Origin of the sequence: Bacillus sp. FSL K6-2841 (assembly GCF_037976435.1) — a bacterium.
Lineage (GTDB): Bacteria > Bacillota > Bacilli > Bacillales > Bacillaceae > Bacillus > Bacillus pumilus.
In genome coordinates this window covers 1,051,509-1,072,911 of the sequence record NZ_CP150266.1, presented here as the reverse complement: position 1 = coordinate 1,072,911, position 21,403 = coordinate 1,051,509, and the positions used below count along the sequence as shown (strand labels likewise).

The window sequence follows — 21,403 nt, the reverse complement described above, 5'->3', positions numbered from 1 at the left end:
CAGCAACTCGTCTCTTTACCGCAAGTTTTTTGTTTATCCATTTAAAATGGTTCCGCCATTTACATGCAGAATTTGTCCATTTATATAAGAGGAGTCTTCGCTCGCTAAAAATAAATAGCTCGGCGCAAGCTCTACTGGCTCACCTGGCCGCTCCATTGGAACATCCCCGCCAAATTCGGAGACTTCCTTTTCCGTAAAGGTTGATGGAATGAGTGGTGTCCAAATGGGCCCTGGGGCTACCCCATTTACTCTGATTCCCTGTTTAATAAGCGATAAAGATAATGATCTCGTAAATGTCACGACTGCCCCTTTTGTAGCTGAATAGTCGATCAAGGTTTCATGCCCTTTATAGGCTGTGACAGATGCGGTATTTATGATACTGCTTCCTTTCTTTAAGTGAGGAAGTACCGCTTTTGTTAAATAAAACATGGCAAAAATATTCGTTTGAAATGTTCGAAGAAGCTGATGCGAGGTAATCTGTTCAATGCTTTTTTGCGGATGCTGTTCCCCGGCATTGTTCACCAAAATATCAATGGAACCGAAAGCATCCTTCGTTTTTTTGACGACCTCATTTGAAAACGCCTCATCTCCTAAATCACCTGCAATTAAAATAGCACGGCCTCCCGCCTTTTCAATATAGTCCTTCGTTTCCTCTGCATCGCGGTGCTCACTCAAGTAAACAATGGCGACATTGGCGCCTTCCTTCGCAAATAAGACCGAGACTGCTCTTCCAATCCCGCTGTCCCCACCTGTCACTATGGCTGTTTTCCCTGCTAATTTTTTATTCGGCACCTCTCGATCAAAAACAGGTCTTGGATTCATTTTATATTCAAGACCTGGACGCTCACTTTGATGCTGAGGCGGCAATGTTTTCTTCGGCTGCTTTGTTGACACGTCTGTCCACTCCTTCCTTTTATCTTGTTTATTTTTATGTGTTGGCTATTTTTTTATGTATGTCGAACTAGTTTCCTTTCGAATGTATGTTTTTCTTCATCGAGGAAAAATTATACACAACAAGTGACTAACTGGAGGCGACAATATGGAACAAGAACATAAGGGGTTGGAACAGGCAAAATCGTTATGGATTGCGGATAGTCAAAAGCATTCTTTTCCTGCAGTACATGAGGATCTCACAGCAGATGTCATCATTGTCGGCGGCGGTATTACCGGTATCGCTACCGCGTTTGAAATGACAGAACGCGGGCTGGATGTCATCATCATTGATGCTGGTCAACTGCTGCAAGGTACGACCGGACATACGACAGCTAAGATTACCTCACAGCACGATGTGTACTACCATGAGCTGATCCAGCAAATTGGAATGCCCAAAGCCCGTTTGTATGTAGAAGCAAATGAGAAAGCAAAAGAGCTGATTCAAGCACGCGTTCAAAAGTACGACATTGATTGTCAGCTAGAAGTCAAAGATGCGTACCTCTATACAAAGGAAGAAAACGGTGTCAAAAAATTAAAAAAGGAATTAGATGCCTACAAACAGCTTGGGATTGATCGGGAATGGAAAACAGCGCTTCCTTTTGATGCTGACATCAAGGCTGCCCTAGCAATGACGCAGCAGGCACAGTTCCATCCCCTTCATTATCTCAATGCGCTCATTGACCAGCTCCTAGAGCGAGGTGTACGTATTTATGAACAGACAACTGCTGTTGACGTGAACGAAGGAAACCGCCCTGCTGTCGTCACCAAAAACGGCCATCACCTGACAGGCCGCTATATTATTTCCTGTTCGCACTTTCCTTTTTATGATGGGAAAGGACTTTATTTCACGCGCATTCACCCAGAGCAATCTTATGTGGTAGCAGCCAAAACAACGAAGCCGCTCCCAGATGGAATGTACTTAGGGATCGACCAGCCTGCTCATTCTTTAAGAACGGCAGAATGGGAGGGTGAGAAAGTGGTGCTCATCGGAGGAGAAGGTCATAAAACTGGACAAGGCGGAGATGAATCTGCTCACTATGAAGGATTAGAAAGTTTTGGAGACGCCACCCTTGGAATTGAAGAGGTGCTGTATCGCTGGTCGACACACGATATGGTGACAATGGATCAAATCCCTTACATCGGCCGCCTGACCAAACACCATCAAAATATCTTTGTTGCGACCGGTTTTAGAAAATGGGGCATGACAACAAGCCATGTCGCAGCTACTCTTATCGGTGATTTGATTGAAGGAAAATCGAATCCATCCGAATCCATTTTTACGCCATCAAGGCCTGTTTCTGATTCTTTCGTCAAAGATTTCGTTAAAGAAAACAGCAATGTCGCAGCCAAGCTGATCAGTGGTAAATTAAAACGAACCGATCAAACCATTGATGATTTAAAGCCAGGTGAAGGCGGTATTGTCTCTTATGAACATAAAAAATGCGGTGCCTTTAAATCAGAGGACGGGAACATTTTTCTTGTCGATACAACGTGTACTCACCTAGGCTGTGAAGTCGCTTGGAATAATAGCGACCGCACGTGGGATTGCCCGTGTCACGGCTCTCGTTTTTCTATTACTGGAGAAGTAGTAGAAGGCCCAGCAAAGAAACCACTAAAAAGGTCATATAAAGAACAGTAAAATTTTACTGATTCCCTTTAAAAAATCCAATATTATCCGATAGATAATATAAAGTCTGATAATTTGTGATGATTATAGGGGGACAAAAACATTGTTATTTAAAAAAGAGAAGAAAAGAAAAAACACTGCTTTTTTCACACAGCAGGACGATGGAATAAAACGTATCAACTTTTCTGACAATACGGATATCGCAAAACAAATCAAGATGATAGATCTGACGCAGCATGACCTATTGATTCTAAAACAGCTCAATCCAATTGTTCAGGACGATATCGCACATATCGTTGATAAATTTTATAAAAATTTAGAAGTTGAGTCTTCCTTGATGCATATCATTCAGGATAATAGTTCTGTCGAGCGTCTGAAAAAAACACTCCGCATTCATATTAGTGAAATGTTTGCAGGTGTGGTTGATGAAGCCTATGTGGCAAAACGAATTAAAATTGCGCAAGTTCATTTACGGATTGGCCTTCAGCCTAAGTGGTATATGGCAGCATTCCAGGATCTTCTGCTATCGATTATGGATTTATTTGCTCAGCATATCCAAGATTTCAAAGAATATCAGACAGCAGTGAAAGCGACGACGAAAATTTTAAATTTAGAACAGCAGCTTGTCCTTGATACGTTCCAAAATGAATATTCTAAAATTCGTGATGAAGCAGAACAGCAGCAGCAGGAGCTCCATACAAAGATCACAGAAACATCAAATTCACTTGCTTCTCTCTTCTCTAACACAACAAATGCAGTGGACAAGCTTGTATCAAAATCTGATGAGATGGCAGACATGTCACAAGCTGGAACGCAAATTTCAGCACAGGTTGAGGAAAAATCGATCGGCGGTAAAAAAGAATTAGAAATTCAACAAACACAAATGAACCAAATTGATGGCAGCATGACAAAGATTGAAACAGAAATTAAGCGTTTAGAAGAAATCGCAAAACAGATTGAACAAATCTTTGGGATTGTCACAGGCATTGCAGAGCAGACGAACTTGTTATCTTTAAATGCTTCCATCGAATCTGCACGAGCAGGCGAACACGGAAAAGGCTTTGCTGTCGTCGCAAACGAGGTTCGTAAATTATCAGAAGACACAAAGAAAACGGTGTCAACCGTATCTGAACTTGTCAACAATACCAATTCACAAATCTCCATTGTGTCTCAGCACATTGGGGACGTGAATTTACTCGTGACAGATAGTAAAGAAAAAATGACTCAAATCAATTCGCTCTTCGATGATATCGTCAGCAGCATGAACTTAAGCAAAAATCAAAATGGAAAAATTGAAATAGACCTTCAAACCTTCCTAAACGAACTGAAGGAAGTCAAACAAACGGTGTCTCAAGTTGCCAGCTCAGTCGAATCCTTAACAAGTCTCACAAATCGCTAATCCAGTCTTTTTTCTTCTGCTTTAGTATAATAGAAGAAAAGATAGAAAAGGCGGGATTTGATTGACAACAATTTGCCTAGTCAGACACGGGGAAACAGATTGGAATGCAGCGAAACGAATTCAAGGACGAACAGATATCCCTTTAAATGATACTGGTAAATGGCAGGCTGAACAAACGGGCCTTTATTTAAAAGATGCCCATTGGGATGTTGTCATTTCCAGTCCACTTACAAGGGCAAAAGAAACAGCACATTTGATTTTAAAACATGTAGATGCGCCTCTTGTCATCATGGATGATTTCATTGAGCGTGATTATGGCGATGCTGAAGGCATGTCATTTGAGGAGCGCCAAAAGCTGTTTCCAAATAAACAGTATCCAAATATGGAGCCGCTTGAGACAATCCAAGATCGAATGGTAGAAGGCATTGAGAAAGTCAGAGCAGCCTATCCGAATCAACAAGTCCTAATCGTGGCACACGGCGCTGCCATCCATGCTTTACTCACCACCTTAGCGGATGAACATCTTGGTCTTGAGAACACGAGACTCGTCAATGCTTGCTTAAATTATGTGGAATGGAAAGATGGTAAATGGAAGGTGCTTGATTACAATGTGGTCAGCCATTTAACTCAATCCTCTCCTACTTAAAGAACCTGTTATGTAAACAGGTTCTTTTTAAATGACAAAAACAATGATAAAATAATATTTTTTTATATCGAAATTCGAAATAGATGCTAGACGTTTCTACCTATTTTAAGGCTTTTCGTGTATCGAATATTTCTCCAGAAATGGATCATAAGAAAAAAAGCACACTTCCTTTTTAATAGATAACCGCTGAAATAGTAGAATAAACATATTTTACCATCATTTCCAAGTGACTTAATTCCCCAATTTTCGCTAGGACTTTCACAAAAATTCAGGTCTACTCTTATTTGCCTACTTCCATTAAACTGAATATACAGAATAGTCAAACGGATCATTCTTATAGACTACGGATGATTATTCTGAAATAAAAAAAAGGGATGTGGATTGTGCGTGAAAAAGAAAAATGTGATGACAAGTGTTTTATTGGCTGTCCCTCTTTTGTTTTCAGCAGGGTTTGGAGGCTCCATGGCAAATGCCGAGACGGTCTCAAAGTCAGATAGTGAAAAGAGCTATATTGTTGGCTTTAAAGCCTCCGCCACCACAAACAGCTCTAAGAAACAAGCCGTCACTCAAAATGGTGGAAAACTAGAAAAGCAATATCGTCTCATTAATGCCGCACAAGTAAAAATGTCCGAACAAGCCGCGAAAAAACTTGAACATGACCCTAGCATTGCTTACGTAGAAGAAGACCACAAAGCAGAAGCATATGCACAAACCGTCCCTTATGGAATCCCTCAAATCAAAGCTCCCGCTGTACACGCTCAAGGTTATAAAGGTGCTAATGTCAAAGTAGCTGTCCTTGATACGGGCATCCACGCTGCACACCCTGACTTAAATGTTGCAGGCGGTGCCAGCTTCGTCCCTTCAGAACCAAATGCCACCCAAGACTTTCAATCACATGGAACTCACGTAGCCGGAACGATCGCTGCCCTTGATAACACAATTGGTGTTCTTGGGGTCGCTCCAAGTGCTTCCCTATATGCTGTTAAAGTATTAGACCGCTATGGCGACGGACAATATAGCTGGATCATTAGCGGTATTGAATGGGCAGTAGCCAATAATATGGATGTCATCAACATGAGCTTAGGCGGACCAAACGGTTCAACAGCGCTTAAAAATGCCGTTGATACAGCGAATAATCGCGGAGTCGTTGTTGTGGCGGCTGCAGGTAACTCAGGTTCCACTGGTTCTACAAGTACCGTTGGCTATCCAGCAAAATATGATTCTACCATTGCCGTTGCCAATGTAAACAGCAACAATGTCAGAAATACGTCTTCCAGCGCAGGTCCTGAATTAGATGTTTCTGCACCTGGTACTTCTATTTTAAGTACTGTACCAAGCAGTGGATACACTTCCTATACTGGAACGTCTATGGCGTCTCCTCATGTAGCAGGAGCAGCAGCGCTTATCCTTTCTAAGTACCCGAACCTATCAACTTCTCAGGTCCGTCAGCGCTTAGAAAACACAGCAACACCGCTTGGTAACTCCTTCTATTACGGAAAAGGGTTAATCAACGTTCAAGCGGCTTCTAACTAAAAAAGAATAAATAAAATCCGGCTGATGCAGCCGGATTTTATTTATTGCTTCCTCGATGTTTCCTCTTTTTCCGCTGCTTTTTCCATCTCCATAATTCTCTCCATCATCGTTGGGTGCCCGTAGCGGAAGACCTTCACTAAAAGTGGTGGATTCACCTGAGACAGTCCTGATTTTGCAAGCTTTTGAAAAGACGTCACCCCTGCCTCTCCGTCTTTAGTCAGGTTTATCGCATACTCATCTGCTGCACGTTCTTGATGTCTTGAAACTGCATTTGTAAAAGGTGATGCTGCAAATGACAGCATCGATACAATCATGAGAAGAAGCGGAAGAGCGGCGATATCGCGCGGCTCCCTCAGCCGAAATAGAACTGCTCCTTTGCGATAGAAATAAAAATAGAGACGGTCGATTGCAAAAAATCCCGCAAACGACAGTACTAAATATCCTGCTAATCCTATATAGACATGCTTCATGACGTAATGTCCCATTTCATGCGCCATGATAAATAAAATTTCGCGATCTTTCAGCTTTTGCAGTGTCGTATCCCATAACACAATACGCTTATTTTCACCAATCCCTGTGACATAAGCATTCATCGTGTTCGTTTTCTCAGACATATTGACCTCATATACATGATCTGCCGGGATATGAGCTTTGTCTGCAAGCGTTAAGATCTTGTTCTCAAGAGCTTGATCCTTTAGTGGATAAAAACTGTTATATAACGGATCAATGACGACTGGCTGTATAAAGAAGAGAAATAGTGTGAATGGGACTGTCAGACACCAAGCATACAGCCACCAGCGCTTTCTTCTTTTTTGAATAAGCCAAAAGAATATAATTGCACATAGGGCAAGAAGCGGATATTGAATCCAGAAATCTAGAATTTGATCTTTCAACCAGCTTGCCGTACTTTGAGCAGATACTCCGTAGTGCAAAGACAGCTGATAGCCGATCCACTTAATGGGAAGCGCAATCAGCATTGTCAACAGCGACAATACAAACACATATACAAGTTTGCTTAAAAATGTAAAACGAGCTGCTGCCAGACTCCAGTCTGCTAATTTTCGTGAAAACCCTGAAATGAGCAGAAGAAAAAAGACATACCAATCTAATGGAATTGTCATGAAAAACAGCAAGTTACGTATGTTCGAGAAATTCTCGCTGATGACAAGCTCATGGCTTGTCATAAAGGTATGCGGATCTGCACTTGTTCCTTTTACACTGTCAGGAACCGATGCATCCCCAAATAGAAACAAATAAGAATAAATAAAAAGACCGTACAATATGTATGCTACCGTTGCAAGAGCTACCCATTTACGTCCTCGCACAGGTCAGCCTCCTTTCCATCCCTTTCTTTATTCTAAGCATCCATTCTTTTGTTTAGAACCTGTCTCATGTGGCTCCATCATAGCATGCCCTATCTGAAAAAGCTTTCACGAAAAAAATGATTATGCTACTCAAAAATCGGAGATGCTACATATAAAATAGTGAGTTGGAGGATCGAAATGAAGAAAATCCTTGCAGGAGTTGTGATCTTTGGACTTTTACTTATTACCTTCTTTTATGTATTCAGCCGGACGAGCGACATCTTTGATGAGAATCGAGCAGAAAAATTGCTCCTTTCATCTGAAAACGAGTCCATTTCTTATGAAATAGATGATAAGGACACAGCAGAAGATTTAATAGAAGAATTAAACAAAGGCAAACAAACAAGCAATCATCTCAAAAAAAATTTAAAGAAACCAGATTATATCGCCAAGGTGATGTACGGCCGAACAAACGGCACCACCTTTCAGCTTTGGACAAACCGTTCGCAGGTTGTTTTTTTAGTAGATGGGACTTATTATGAGCTGAATCAAAAACAGTCTCATTCTTTTCAGAAACAGTTAAAAGAAGCCATTCAAAAGAGCTGAAATTTTATCTCTTTGTCTTCTGAACAGTGTTATAGAACCTGTACACACTAAGGGAGTCTCTTCATAAGAGAGACTCCCTTTTCTTATTTACTTTCCTCTGCTTGATACTTTTCCTTTAGTGCTCTTCTTAAAATTTTACCTGTTGTGTTCTTTGGAATATCATCTATGAAATGGATCGTTTGGGGCTGCTTATATTTCGCTAAAAAGCGTGAACAATGTGTGATGATGTCTTCTTGATCGATGTGAGCATGTTTCTTAGGGGAAATGTAACAGACGACAGCCTCTCCGGTGTTCGGATCCGGCACACCGATGACAACGGCTTCTGCTACAGCTTCATGTTGATAAAGCACTTCTTCTACTTCTCTTGGATACACATTATAACCGCCAACGAGAATCATATCCTTTTTCCGATCGACAATATAAATGTATCCTTCTTCATCTCTTCTTGCTAAATCACCGGTGTACAGCCACCCGTCTCTAAGTGCAGCTTCAGTATCTTCTGGCATTTGATAATAGCCTTTCATAATGTTGGGTCCTTTTGCTATGAGCTCTCCGACTTCATTTGGACCGACTTCTTCTCCTAGTTCATTCACAATCTTATTCTTCACATTCATAATGTCGGTCCCGACTGAACCAGGTTTTCTCTTTCCATCAAGAGGGTTGAATGCAGTGACTGGGGAAGCTTCTGATAATCCGTAACCCTCCAGCACCGTGACACCAAATTTTTTCTCAAAACCGTGAAGTAAGGCAACAGGCATTGAGGCACCGCCTGATATACAAATTCTCACAGAGGACATCGCTTTTTCATGCCCTTCCTGGCGGTATAAATAGTTATACATAGTCGGAACACCAACAAATAACGTGGGCTTCTCTTTTTCCATCATTCGCAAAAGCTCTGATGGGCTGAAATGCGGCAGGACATAGATGGTCGCGCCATGAATCAGTGGCGCATTCATACAAACCGTTAAACAAAATACGTGGAACATCGGCAATGCGGCAATCACCTTGTCCTTTGCATCAATGGATAGGTACTCAGCAACGTCTCTAGCATTTGAATACAGGTTGAAATGAGTCAGCATCGCACCCTTTGGTTTTCCTGTCGTGCCAGATGTAAATAAAATAACTGCCGTATCATCCTGATGAATAGAAGGATGCACGCTCTCTTTCGCATGGCCAGACACAAGCTTTCCAAAGAAGACAAGTTGATCTGATACTTCCTTAAAACTTGATCTGCACGCAGATTCATTTTCTGCACAAATAATCACCCGTTCAATAGACGGAAGCTGTTCGTACACCTGCTCGTACACTGGCAGTAGCTGTTCAGGGGCAACAATGCCTTTTACATCACCTGTAATCAGCATATAGCCAATTTCACTAGGCGTGTATGTTGGATTGATTGGTACTACGACAAGCCCTGCCTTTAAAGCACCAAAAAAAGAAATGACAAAATGCGGTGAATTTCCTAAAATAAGCGCGATATGATCCCCGGCTTGAAACCCTTCGCTCACTAAACCATCTGCAAAGCGCTCGATACTTGTCATGAGCTCTCGGTAGGTCCACTGATTTCCTTCAAAGATCAGTGCGATATCTTCTCCTTTCGTCATCGCCGTCTGCTCTAGATTTTTGATCAAATCCATTCTCCCACCCCTTACATGTCATCAATGAATGAATAGCCATTCATTTTATGGCCAAACATTCCTCCTTTCTATTATAATAGACAATTGAAAAAATCCACAAGATCAAATGTAAATCGCTTTCATTTCTTTCAATCAAAAAAGCACCGCTATCTCTAGCCGTGCTTGTCCCTCTTAATAAATCAAATCAAGAAAATCCTCTTTTGATACGTTGCCGAAGTAGTGGCGCATGTCCATATCCTCTAATACGTCGCTGATCGTTTTGCGATCATACTGCTGCCCAATGAGTCTTTTTTCAATATCAGCAATATCTCCTACACCAAAGAAATCACCAAAGATCTTGCAGTCCTGAATCATTCCTTTTTTCACTTCTAATCGAAGGTCAATGGAGCCTGCTGAGAATCTCTTAGAATGCTGCAAATTAAATTTCGGCGAACGGCCGTAGTTCCATTCCCATTTTTGATAGCGATCACGAGAAATCTCGTGAATCTTTTCCCAATCCTTCTCAGTCAACTGATATTGAGGAACATCCCCATTCGTGTCAAAAATGTAGCTTAACAGAATTTTTCTAAATTCTTCTGTTGTCATCTTTTGATCCATTAGTTCACTAATATTGGCAACCCTGCTTCTAATGGATTTAATGCCTTTTGATTCAATCTTTTCTTTTTTCACATTTAAAGCCGAAACAACATGTTCAATTTCTGAATCAAATAGGAGCGTGCCATGGCTGAAAATGCGCCCTCTTGTAGCAAACTGAGCATTTCCAGAAATTTTCCGACCATCTGCCATGATGTCATTTCTGCCACTTAATTCAGCTTTGACGCCTAGCTTTTCAAGCGCCTGAATGACTGGCTCCGTAAACTTTTTAAAATTATGGAAGCTGTCCCCATCATCTTTTGTGATAAAGCTGAAGTTTAAGTTTCCTTTGTCATGATAAACTGCCCCGCCACCGGACAGGCGGCGGACAACTTTGATGCCGTTGCCTTCGACATACTTTGTGTTGATTTCTTCTATTGTATTTTGGTTCTTTCCAATGATAATCGACGGCTGGTTAATATAGAACAGCAAGTACGTTTCTTCTGGGTCTAAATATTTTAAGCAATATTCTTCAATTGCCAAATTAATCATTGGATCATAATGTTGTTCGTTATCGATAAACAGCATCTCTCTATCTTCCTTCCTTGTTCCATCTAAGCCCTGAATGGGCAAGCTGTATATTGCCAGTATATAACGCATGTGCTTCATTGACTAGGTCTTTATGACGACCAAAATGGGGCAGGTGGGTGATGATCAGTTCCCCAACATTTGCTTCCATTGCAAGCTTGCCCACCTCTGTGCTATTCATATGTCCTGCACCCGATCCGTCCTGTCCAGCGTAGAAGTTGCTTTCAGCAATCAGTAGATCTGCATCCTTGCTAAATGGGACAAATGCCTCCTGATAACTTGAATCTGCTGTATACACCACCACAGCATCCTCTTTCTGAATTCTCATCGCATAGCATTCTGCCGGATGAACCGTTTTCAAAAAATCAATTTGAAATGGACCAATTTGAATACCCTCTTCTGGCTGATAAGCTTTTGCCTTAGTATGTACGTCATCCGCAAGCCGCCCAAATGCTTCTTGATTACCTGTATGTCCATAGATCGGAAGCGGACCGCTGCTTTTTCCTAAATGATATCCCACTAGCTTCGCATATTGGAGTGGTCCGATATCTGCAATATGATCGTGGTGATAATGAGAAAGGAGAACAGCATCAAGTTCTTCTATATCTATGTATTGCTGCAGTTTGGAAAGAACACCGCTCCCGCAGTCTACAAGTAGACGAAAGCCATCTGATTCAAAAAGATACCCCGACGTCGCTTCACCAGCGGCCGGAAACCCTCCATAGCATCCAATGACAGTTAACTTCATCGTCATTTTTCCCTCCTTTTCTAAAAATCCCCTTCTTACAATATACCCATTTTTCATGAAAAAAGCATTCTTCTTGCCTATTGTTACAAAACAGATTGACAATTACTAATCTGTTATAATACAATGATAGCAACAAAACGTATTGGAGGATGACAAATGCTAGGAAAAATCACAGAGTTTTTTAGAAATTTGCCCTCAAAAAAATGCACAAAATGTGGAAATGATTTAATGGAACAACACGAGTGTTACGGTAATGAATGTGAGGAATGCTCACAAGTAAGTTATCTTAAATAAGGTAAAAAATTAAATTAAAAAGCACTTTTTTCCTCCGTCGTCAGTTGGAGTCAAAAGTGCTTTTTATTTTTTCTGAAAAATAGGTAAAAAGGTAAAACCCTTGGTCTAAAAGGGTTTTTTAGTATTTTCATCTGATGAGTTTTAGTTCCGAAGGCACTTTTTATTGACTTGAATCAATAATGGAGGTTCTAAATGTTCATTTTTTCAAACAATTTTGTATTTTCTTAATATAATTTAATCGTGGACGAAACTCTTTAATTTTAGTTATACTTTAATTCATATATTAAAACTTAATATGATGGGAATATTCCTTTAATGAATATGTTAGGGAGGAAATCTATGAAAAAATTAAAATTTGGATTAGCTACACAAATCCTAATCGGTCTTATTCTCGGTGTCGTTGTTGGGGCAATCTTTTTCGGTAACCCGGGCGTTGAGACTTATTTAAAACCAATTGGAGACTTCTTCTTAAGACTCATTAAGATGATTGTTATACCAATTGTCGTATCTAGCTTAATTTTAGGTGTTGCAGGTGCAGGTGATGGTAAAAAGGTAGGGAAACTTGGCTTTAGAACCATTCTTTATTTTGAAATTATCACAACATTTGCGATTATTCTTGGTCTTGTGCTTGCAAACTTTGTTCAACCTGGTGCAGGCGTTGACTTTGGAAATACGGAAAAACAAGATATTAGCCAGTATGTTGAAACGGAAAAAGAGCAAAGCAGCAAATCAATTGCTGATACGTTCCTTCATATCGTTCCAACGAACTTCTTCCAATCATTGGCGGAAGGTGATTTGCTTGCGATTATTTTCTTCACTGTGCTATTTGCTCTTGGCGTTTCAGCCATCGGTGAACGCGGCAAACCAGTGCTCGCCTTCTTTGAAGGTGTATCACACGCCATGTTCCATGTCGTCAATGTTGTGATGAAAGCTGCACCATTTGGTGTCTTCGCACTCATTGGTGTGACTGTATCAAAATTTGGTCTTGAATCTCTTATTTCATTAGGTAAGCTTGTAGGTCTTGTTTATTTTGCGCTCGCTCTCTTCCTTATCGTTGTATTCGGAATTATTGGAAAGATGATTGGCGTCAATATTTTCAGATTTCTTGCCTACATGAAAGACGAAATGCTTCTTGCCTTTAGTACATCCAGCTCTGAAACAGTTTTACCAAGAGTCATGGATAAAATGGAGCGCATTGGATGTCCGAAGGGAATTGTTTCTTTCGTTATCCCAATCGGTTATACATTTAACCTGGACGGCTCCGTCTTGTATCAAGCGATCGCTGCGCTTTTCCTTGCACAGGTATACGGCATTGACCTTACGATTGTCCAGCAGCTCACACTTATTCTTGTGCTGATGGTAACATCTAAAGGTATGGCTGCCGTTCCTGGTACGTCCTTTGTTGTATTACTTGCCACATTAGGAACAATCGGTGTACCTGCCGAAGGTCTAGCATTTATTGCAGGTGTAGATCGTATCATGGATATGGCACGAACAGTTGTTAACTTAACAGGAAATGCACTTGCAGCTGTTGTGATGTCTAAATGGGAAGGGCAATATGACCCTGAAAAAGGACATCGCGTGATGACTGGACAAGATGTCCCTGAACCGACACAGCTTTCAAGCTAATGAAAAAGAACCCCGATCAATGGGGTTCTTTTTTTATGCTGTGATTAATGACGATTGCACGTAGTGATAAAGAAGATTCGCTGTATGGACAAGGGAATCTTCATGCGTTCGTTCAAAAGCATGCGAGGAATCTATTCCCGGACCAATCAGTCCATGAATGATATCATGCCCTGCTCGAATCGCTGCTGATGCATCAGAGCCGTAATAAGGGTAAATATCTAGACGATAATCAATATTATTCTCTTCTGCTAATGCGGCTAAATGCTTGCGTAATCCATAATGATAAGGTCCACTTGAGTCCTTCACACAAATAGACACGCTGTATTCATCTGTTGATTGACCATCGCCGATCGCTCCCATATCAACAGCAAGGTATTCCACCGTTTCTTCTGGAATATTGGAGTTTCCACCGTAGCCAATTTCTTCATTATTAGAAATTAAGAAGTGCGTCGTATGCGGCAATGTGATGTTTTCCTTTTGAATGCGGAGGATGAGTCGCAGCAAAAGCGCTACACTCGCCTTGTCATCAAGGTGTCTTGATTTAATAAAACCTGATGACGTCACTTCCACTCTAGGGTCAAATGAGATAAAGTCCCCTACTTGAATGCCAAGTGCTTTGACATCGTCTGCATTTTGCACCTTTTCATCGAGACGAATCTCCATATTCTCTTGGTTTCGTTTTGCTTTTCCAGCATCCGCATAGACGTGAACGGATGTTTGATGCATCAGAATGGTACCTGTGTATGTATGACCTGCTGCTGTTTCAATTTCACAATATTCGCCTTCAATTGAGTTATATTGAAAGCCTCCAATGAGTGCAAGACGAAGCCGTCCATTTGATTTAATTTCCTTTACCATCGCACCGAGCGTATCGACATGTGCTGTCAGCATGCGGTGTTCCTTGTCATCAGTTCCTTTAATAGTGGCAATTAAGCCGCCCTTACGATTTCGTTTTGTCTCAATATTTACATCTTGTAAAAAGCGTTCAACAAAGCCGATCACCTTTTCTGTATTCCCTGACGGACTTGGAATCGATACGAGCTTTTGAATCAGCTGAACGGTTTCATTTACTTCAGTTGTCATTCGGCATTTCCTCCTTTGTGTGAAAGCAATTCCTTCCATGTATGCCTTTTATAGCATCTCTTCTTAAAATATATCGCTTCGGGTTCAAGATGTCTAATTTCAAATCAAAAATCCTTTCTCCATCAAGAGAAAGGATTCATTGATTAAGCTTCGTCTTGTTTCATTTTTCTTACGTTCCAAGCAAAGTATGCGGTTGTTGCCGCCATCATGATGATCGCAACTGTACCGAGAATCGCTGCTTGGTGCCATAAATAGCTGTCATCACCGCTTGCAATGATCGTTCTAAATCCATTGATTGTATACGTCATTGGAAGCAGACTATGAATAACTTGGAAGAACTTCGGTACAAGCTCAAGCGGGAATGTACCAGCACTTGCCGCGAGCTGAAGAACTAAGATAATGACGGCAATGAAGCGTCCTGGGTTCCCCATTGTTGTGGCTAGCAGCTGAATAATCGCTAAGAATGTCAGACTGACGACGATTGCAAATAGATAGAAGCGCCAGAGGCTTTCCACCTCAAGACCAAGTCCAAAGATGAGCATCGTACTTGCAATGACTGCTTGAAGGATACCGACAAGCAGAAGCACGCTATATTTGCTGACAAACCATTCAAACGCATTTCTAGGGCTTCCAGCAGGGTCTTTCATTGGGAATACGACGGTGAGCATTAGAGCCCCAACAAAGAGTCCCATGGATAAAATATAAGGCGTGAGCCCTGTTCCATAATTATCAATCTTTTTCGCTGTATCGTTTTCTGTTTTAACAGGGCTTGCAATCATATTGTAATTATCTTGATTTGCATCAATTTCACCTGTTTCATCAGCAGCGCTTTTCAATTTATTGGACAGCTTACCTGTACCGCTTTTTAAATCTCCCAATCCTTTATCAAGCGATTTTGAGCCTTCGGCAAGCTTAGATGTATTGCTTTGGATATTTGTTGAACCACTTTCCAGCTTATTTAACGCTGCGCTAAGCTGGCTTGATCCATTTGCAAGCTTATCCGCTCCGCTTTTCGCCGTATCAAGCTTTCCATTTGCTGTTTGCAGGCCATCTTGTAATTGGCCTTGACCTGTTTGAAGCTTCAGTGCACCTTGATATAATTTATTCGTACCAGATGTCATTTGGTCGATCGCATTTTGAATCGCGACTGTAGACGTGTACAGCTGTTCTGTTTTCTCTGGCAGCTGTTTGACTTGCTGCAGCTGCGCTTTTGCAGATGCAACTGCTTGTTGAACCTCACTTGCATCAGGTAGTTCCTGCAAGGCCGCTAAGCTTTGTTCGAGTCCAGACAGATCAGGCAGTTCGATTTTAGGCAGACTGTTCAGCTGATCCATTGCCGCCTTTTTCTCTTCATCTGTCATAGAGCTGTTTTGGATAATGCTTTTTACTTTAGCATCTCGATTTGATAATGCTTCTTTTAATGAAGCAAGTTTTGTACTGAACGTTTTTGCGTCTTTTTTCACCTGATCGAGTTTAGGCGCCATCTTTTCAAGATTCGCTAATTCTGGTGACGATAAGACTTTTTCCACTGCTGCAATTTTTTCTGAAAAGGATTGTGCTTTGTTGTTTAGCTGCTCAATGCCTGCTGTGAATTGCGGCATTTTAGAAGCGAGCTGCTGATGTCCTTCTCGGCTTGTGTTTAATCCTTCGGTTAATGTATCAATTCCTGAACCAAGCTCTCCAAATTTCTGATCAATGGTTTGATAGCCTGTTAAAAGCTGACCAAGTCCACTGTCTAAAGACTGTATGCCTGTGTTCAGTTCACCCATTTTCCCTGCGAACTGATGAACACCTTCGCTATAGGTTAACGTACCTTCAGCCAATTTGGCTAAGTTGTCTTTTAATTTCGTACTGCCATCTTTTGCGCTTTTTGTTCCGTCATCAATTTTCTTCGCGCCATCGCTTGCTTGATCTAATCCTTTTGCAATGGTTTTGAAGTTATCAAAGATGACCTCGGCGTAATTTTTTGTGACTTCTTTTGAAACCGAATCTTTTAATTTGATAATGGCATTATTCGCAATTTGTGACGCCGCATAGTTGGCGCCCGGATTCGTATAATATTTCAGATTCGATTTTTTCGGATGCTTTTCTAGCACTGTACTTGCATTTTTCGAGAAATTCTTTGGTATTTCCACCACGAGGTAATAGTCCTCGTTATTTAATCCTTTTATGGCCTTTTCATGACTATCGACAAAGTTCCATTTAAAATTATCGTTTTTCTTTAATTCCTTTACTAAATCATCGCCGACTTGAAGGGTTTTCCCGTCATAATGACTGCCCTCATCCAAGTTGACAACCGCCACAGGCAATTGATCAACTGTACCATAAGGGTCCCAGTACGCTTTTAAAAATACACCACTGTAAATCAGCGGAATAAATAAGACAGCTAAAATCGGGATCAGTAGTTTTTTGCTCGTTACAATGTCTTTCCATTGATTCCGAATTAAATTCATTGCTGTTTTCCTCCCATAGATGAATGACTAAATATACAATTTGGTCATTTGAACTCAAAAAAAATTATGTTGTTGCAGATAGTCCTTTTAAGACATAAAGCTCCAGCGATTCAGCTACCTCTTCTTTTGTTAAAGGCTCGTATCGCTTTTCCCAATCAAAAATCAATGCAATATATAGTTTCACCATCACAAATGCAGTCAATTCAGGATCACAAGGCTTAATGTCGCCTTTATCCATCGCTTCTTGTACTTTCATTTTGATATAGCGAATGATCATCTGCTCCATTTTTTCGATCATTTCCTTGACCGCTGACGTGCCAAGCTCCGCATTTTCCTGAAAAATCTTAATTGTGAGCTGGTGGTTTTTTCGAAATTCTAAAATTGCAAAGAGTGCTAAGTGAAGGTTTTCAGAGAAACTATTCTTCTCATCAATTGCCTCATCCGCAATTTTCCTCATCTCTAGTAAAAGGGATGTGAAAATTTCATCAAACAACTCTTCTTTGTTTTTGAAAAATGTATAAATGGTTCCTTTTCCGACGTTGGCAAGCTTTGCCACAAGATCCATTGTTGTCGCTTTATACCCGAATTGAGTAAATGCCTTCGTCGCACCATCTAAAATCATTTGTCTCCTATCAACACTCATGATCTCACTCCTGAAATGACTATTTGAACGTTTTGGTCATTAAGTACAGAAAGTAATATACCATATCCTTTTCATTAGATGCAACAACTTTGTTCACATTTATGATTCCCAACTCTTTTTGAATGATCCAAACACGAAAAACTCCCTTTCCATGACAGAAAAGGGAGTTGTTTTTTTATGAAAATAGATACGATACAGCCTCTGAGATGGCAGCTTTTCCTTGATCAATACAATCAGGGATTCCGACACCTTCAAAAGCAGCACCTGTGATATAAACACCAGGATATGATTGCTTAAACGTTTCTCGCATGTTCGAAATGGCTTTCTGATGACCGACGTGATATTGCGGCATACTTGTCTTCCACCGAGTCACTGTCGTCAATTCTGGATCTGCTTTAATATCCATGATTTTCTTTAAATCTTCGAGCACGATGCTGACGATTTGACTGTCTGACTGCTCGACAATCGATTCGTCACCAGCTTTTCCGACATACGCACGCAATAGCGTTTTTCCTTTCGGAGCGGTATGCGGCCATTTTTTGTTTGTCCATGTACAGGCCGTAATAGAGAAATCACTGTTTCTTGAGATGACAAAACCAGTGCCGTCATATTCATTATGAACATCCTCTTCTTTAAAACCGAGTGCTACCGTTGCAACAGATGTAGAGGTCATGTCATGCAAATACTCTAGCCCTGCTTCTTTAGGAAACATAGAATAAATCGATTGATGCGGAGTCGTGACAATGGCTGAATCGGCAAAAAGCGTTTGACCGCTGTCTAATTGCAAACCATAGCCTCCATCCGTTTTTTCAATCTGTTTTACTTTTGTCCCTTTATAGACCGTTGTCAGCTTGAGCTTACTTTCTACAGCTTCCACAAGCGACTGCAATCCTTGATTGATCGTTTGGAACTGTCCTTGTTTTTTCGCAGTCACTTGCTGGGCTTTCGCATGCTGCTGTGATTTTTTCATCCCAAGAATCAAACTGCGATGCTGCTGTTCTGTTTGATAAAATTGCGGGAATGTGGACATTAAGCTCAGGCGGTCAATATCCCCTGCATAAATGCCTGATAGAAGCGGCTCAATTAAATTCTCAACGACCTCATCACCCACACGTCTTCTAAAAAATTCACCAAGCGACTGATCTTCGGTCTGCTTGCTTTTTGGCAACACGAAATCCATCGCCGCTCTTGCTTTTCCCGCAACTGAAAAAAGACCAGTTGTAATAAATGGGCTGATTTGAGTTGGAATCCCCATAACAGCACCCTTTGGCATCGGGTGAAGCTTTTCATTGACTAGTACATACGCTTGCCCAGTTTCATTATTGACAAGCTGATCGGACAGACCGACATCTTTCGCAAGCTGCGGCCCACTGACCTTTCTTTCTAAAAATGAATCAGGTCCACGCTCAATGATGTAGCCGTCTTTATATAATGTTTGTATTTTTCCACCTAGCCTAGGGCTCGCTTCAATAAGTGATATTTGAATCGGAAGACCTTTTTCTTCGACTTCCTTTTCCAAATAGAAGGCGGCGGCTAAACCAGTGATGCCACCGCCAATGATGACAAGGTGTTTTTGATTGTCATGCATAGGATCGCCTTCTTTTATATGATTACTTGCTTTCGTCAAGCTTCTTTAATACGACTGTTGCCAGAGCATCAATAAATGCTGGTTTCGCATTTGGCATTTCTGGACGATAGTAGGCTGCACCAATTTCATCTGTCACGACTTTACATTCATAATCGTTGTCGTATAACACTTCAAGATGATCAGCGACAAAACCAACAGGCACATACACGAATGTTTGATAGCCTTTTTGTTCAAATAAATCTCGCGTTAAATCTTGCACGTCTGGTCCAAGCCATGGATCCGGCGTATTGCCTTCACTTTGCCAGCCAATTTCATAGTGTTCAATTCCCGCACCTTCTGCAATCATTTTAGCAGATTGTGCGAGCTGATCCGGATATGGATCTCCTGCTGCAATAATTTTTTCAGGAAGGCTGTGTGCAGACACAATAAGTACTGCGGAATCTCTTTCCTCTTGACTCATTGATGCATACGTATCCTTCACTTGCTTCACCCAATAGTCCACAAACTTCGGCTCATCGTACCAGCTTTCAACAGACGTAATCTGTAGATTGCCTAGCTTGTCCGCCTCATCTTGTGCACGTTTGTTATATGATTTCACACTAAAGGTAGAGAAATGCGGCGCTAAAACGATACTCACAGCTTCTGTAATGCCGTCCTTGTGCATATCAGCAACTGCATCCTCGATGAAAGGCTCGATATGTTTTAAGCCAATGTACACATGAAATTCAATGTCGTCTTGAATGTCATTCAAGTGCTCACACAAACCATGTGCCTGCTGCTCTGTAATTTTTGATAAAGGAGAAATACCGCCGATTGCCTTGTAGCGATCCTTTAAATCTTGCAGCATTTCCGTCTCCGGCTTTCTGCCTCTACGAATATGTGTATAATAACGCTCAATGTCTTCTTCTTTATATGGGGTGCCATATGCCATGACAAGAAGCCCCATTTTCTTTTTCTCCACAACCAACACTCCTTCAGATCAATTGAAATAGTTTAGATGGATGATTTTTTATGTTTAGCTGAATAGTCGTGAATAAAATCGGTCAGCTTCTTTAACGTATCTGGTGAAACATCTGGAAATACCCCATGACCTAAGTTAAAGATGAAGTGATCTGATTTCATCCCTTGATCTAATATGTCTTTTGCTCTTTCTTCAATGACTTCCCAAGGAGAAAGTAAGATCGTTGGATCAAGATTTCCTTGTAACGTTTTTGTGAGCCCTTCTTTTCGCGCTTCGTCTACACTCATACGCCAATCAAGTCCAACGACGTCTAGCGGCAGGTCATGCCAATCTTTCACGAGATGGCTTGCACCAACTCCGTACATGATCATTGGTACATTTTCACTCTTCAACTCTGTGAAAATTCGCTGCATGACAGGTTTAATGAATGTCCGGTAGTCCGCTGCATTTAAAGCGCCCACCCATGAGTCGAAGATTTGAAACGCACTGACCCCTGCTTTTACCTGCGCGCGTATGTACGTGATCGTCATATCAGCTAATTTGTTCATGAGCAGCATCCATGTCTCAGGCTCACTGTACATGAGCGCTTTTGTTTTATGATAGTTTTTAGATGGACCGCCTTCAATCATATAGCTAGCCATCGTAAATGGTGCACCAGCAAAACCGATGAGCGGTACATTCAGCTGCTCCTTCGTTAAAAGCTGAATGGTGTCAAGCACATATGGCAGGTCTTCTTCAGGATGAAGTTCCCCAAGACTTTCGATATCTGCTTTTGTCCGAATCGGTGAATCAATGACAGGTCCAATGCCATTTTTAATTTCAACATCCACTCCAATAGCTGGAAGCGGGGTCATAATATCTTTATATAAAATCGCGGCATCTACACCATATTGTTCTACAGGAAGTCGTGTTACATAAGCACATAGCTCTGGCTGATGCGTAATTTCAAATAGCCCGTACTTTTCTTTAAGGGCACGATATTCAGGCTGTGAGCGTCCTGCCTGTCTCATATACCAAACTGGTACATGGTCTGTTTTTTCCCCTTTGCACGCCTTTAAGAACGTGTCATTAAAAGCCTTCGTTTTTCCCATTACCTTTCATTCCACCTTTCGCCTTACACTCTCTTTGTATAAGGCTCAAACACTGCTTTTACTATAC

18 protein-coding genes are annotated in these 21,403 nt (G+C 41.2%); 7 read left to right on the top strand and 11 right to left on the bottom strand.

What is annotated here, in order from left to right:
* Window positions 1–33: 33 nt before the first annotated feature.
* Entirely contained in the window at window positions 34–894 is an 861-nt protein-coding gene (locus MHH68_RS05225) for an SDR family oxidoreductase (protein WP_058014373.1), read from the bottom strand.
* A 145-nt stretch (window positions 895–1,039) separates the two neighbouring features.
* Between MHH68_RS05225 and MHH68_RS05220 the strand changes: the two genes are divergently transcribed.
* The 4 genes from MHH68_RS05220 to MHH68_RS05205 all read left to right on the top strand — a co-directional run bounded on the left by MHH68_RS05220 (window position 1,040) and on the right by MHH68_RS05205 (window position 6,138).
* On the top strand, window positions 1,040–2,572 hold the full coding sequence (locus MHH68_RS05220) for an FAD-dependent oxidoreductase (RefSeq protein WP_339165432.1): 1,533 nt from the start codon (window positions 1,040–1,042) through the stop codon (window positions 2,570–2,572).
* Window positions 2,573–2,663: 91 nt separating this feature from the next.
* Window positions 2,664–3,959: a globin-coupled sensor protein gene (locus MHH68_RS05215; RefSeq protein WP_058014375.1), complete on the top strand. Its 1,296-nt coding sequence runs from the start codon at window positions 2,664–2,666 to the stop codon at window positions 3,957–3,959.
* Between the two features lie 61 nt (window positions 3,960–4,020).
* Window positions 4,021–4,605, top strand: a complete 585-nt coding sequence (locus MHH68_RS05210) for a histidine phosphatase family protein (RefSeq protein WP_058014376.1) — start codon at window positions 4,021–4,023, stop codon at window positions 4,603–4,605.
* Window positions 4,606–4,992: 387 nt separating this feature from the next.
* Complete coding sequence (locus tag MHH68_RS05205; protein ID WP_339165431.1) at window positions 4,993–6,138, top strand: S8 family serine peptidase; 1,146 nt, start codon at window positions 4,993–4,995, stop codon at window positions 6,136–6,138.
* Between the two features lie 41 nt (window positions 6,139–6,179).
* Here MHH68_RS05205 and MHH68_RS05200 read toward each other — a convergent pair whose 3' ends face one another.
* On the bottom strand, window positions 6,180–7,463 hold the full coding sequence (locus MHH68_RS05200) for a M48 family metallopeptidase (protein ID WP_058014378.1): 1,284 nt from the start codon (window positions 7,461–7,463) through the stop codon (window positions 6,180–6,182).
* 177 nt (window positions 7,464–7,640) lie between these two features.
* Here MHH68_RS05200 and MHH68_RS05195 point away from each other — a divergent pair, with 177 nt between their 5' ends.
* Entirely contained in the window at window positions 7,641–8,048 is a 408-nt protein-coding gene (locus MHH68_RS05195; protein ID WP_058014379.1) for a hypothetical protein, read from the top strand.
* Window positions 8,049–8,131: 83 nt separating this feature from the next.
* Here MHH68_RS05195 and MHH68_RS05190 read toward each other — a convergent pair whose 3' ends face one another.
* The 3 genes from MHH68_RS05190 to MHH68_RS05180 form a co-directional block, all read right to left on the bottom strand.
* Entirely contained in the window at window positions 8,132–9,685 is a 1,554-nt protein-coding gene (locus MHH68_RS05190) for a fatty acid--CoA ligase family protein (RefSeq protein WP_058014380.1), read from the bottom strand.
* 171 nt (window positions 9,686–9,856) lie between these two features.
* On the bottom strand, window positions 9,857–10,846 hold the full coding sequence (locus MHH68_RS05185) for a lipoate--protein ligase (protein ID WP_339165428.1): 990 nt from the start codon (window positions 10,844–10,846) through the stop codon (window positions 9,857–9,859).
* A 4-nt stretch (window positions 10,847–10,850) separates the two neighbouring features.
* Entirely contained in the window at window positions 10,851–11,594 is a 744-nt protein-coding gene (locus tag MHH68_RS05180) for an MBL fold metallo-hydrolase (RefSeq protein ID WP_339165780.1), read from the bottom strand.
* Between the two features lie 156 nt (window positions 11,595–11,750).
* Here MHH68_RS05180 and yhfH point away from each other — a divergent pair, with 156 nt between their 5' ends.
* On the top strand, window positions 11,751–11,888 hold the full coding sequence (gene yhfH / locus MHH68_RS05175) for a protein YhfH (RefSeq protein ID WP_008359029.1): 138 nt from the start codon (window positions 11,751–11,753) through the stop codon (window positions 11,886–11,888).
* Window positions 11,889–12,227: 339 nt separating this feature from the next.
* Window positions 12,228–13,517 carry a cation:dicarboxylase symporter family transporter gene (locus MHH68_RS05170; RefSeq protein WP_058014381.1) on the top strand — a complete coding sequence of 430 codons (1,290 nt, stop codon included), beginning with the start codon at window positions 12,228–12,230 and terminating at the stop codon, window positions 13,515–13,517.
* 33 nt (window positions 13,518–13,550) lie between these two features.
* Here MHH68_RS05170 and MHH68_RS05165 read toward each other — a convergent pair whose 3' ends face one another.
* From MHH68_RS05165 to hemE, 6 genes are all read right to left on the bottom strand, one after another.
* Window positions 13,551–14,600, bottom strand: coding sequence for a M42 family metallopeptidase (locus MHH68_RS05165; RefSeq protein ID WP_058014382.1), 1,050 nt, complete (start codon window positions 14,598–14,600; stop codon window positions 13,551–13,553).
* 143 nt (window positions 14,601–14,743) lie between these two features.
* Window positions 14,744–17,053, bottom strand: coding sequence for a YhgE/Pip domain-containing protein (locus MHH68_RS05160; protein ID WP_144462432.1), 2,310 nt, complete (start codon window positions 17,051–17,053; stop codon window positions 14,744–14,746).
* Window positions 17,054–17,117: 64 nt separating this feature from the next.
* On the bottom strand, window positions 17,118–17,696 hold the full coding sequence (locus MHH68_RS05155) for a TetR/AcrR family transcriptional regulator (RefSeq protein ID WP_034620016.1): 579 nt from the start codon (window positions 17,694–17,696) through the stop codon (window positions 17,118–17,120).
* A gap of 175 nt (window positions 17,697–17,871) precedes the next feature.
* A complete protein-coding gene (gene hemY / locus MHH68_RS05150; protein WP_061407262.1) occupies window positions 17,872–19,284 on the bottom strand; it encodes a protoporphyrinogen oxidase in 1,413 nt (470 codons plus the stop codon).
* Window positions 19,285–19,306: 22 nt separating this feature from the next.
* On the bottom strand, window positions 19,307–20,245 hold the full coding sequence (gene hemH / locus MHH68_RS05145) for a ferrochelatase (RefSeq protein ID WP_339165424.1): 939 nt from the start codon (window positions 20,243–20,245) through the stop codon (window positions 19,307–19,309).
* Window positions 20,246–20,277: 32 nt separating this feature from the next.
* Window positions 20,278–21,336 (bottom strand): uroporphyrinogen decarboxylase, encoded by a 1,059-nt coding sequence (gene hemE, locus MHH68_RS05140; protein ID WP_144462434.1) that lies wholly within the window; start codon window positions 21,334–21,336, stop codon window positions 20,278–20,280.
* Window positions 21,337–21,403: the final 67 nt, after the last annotated feature.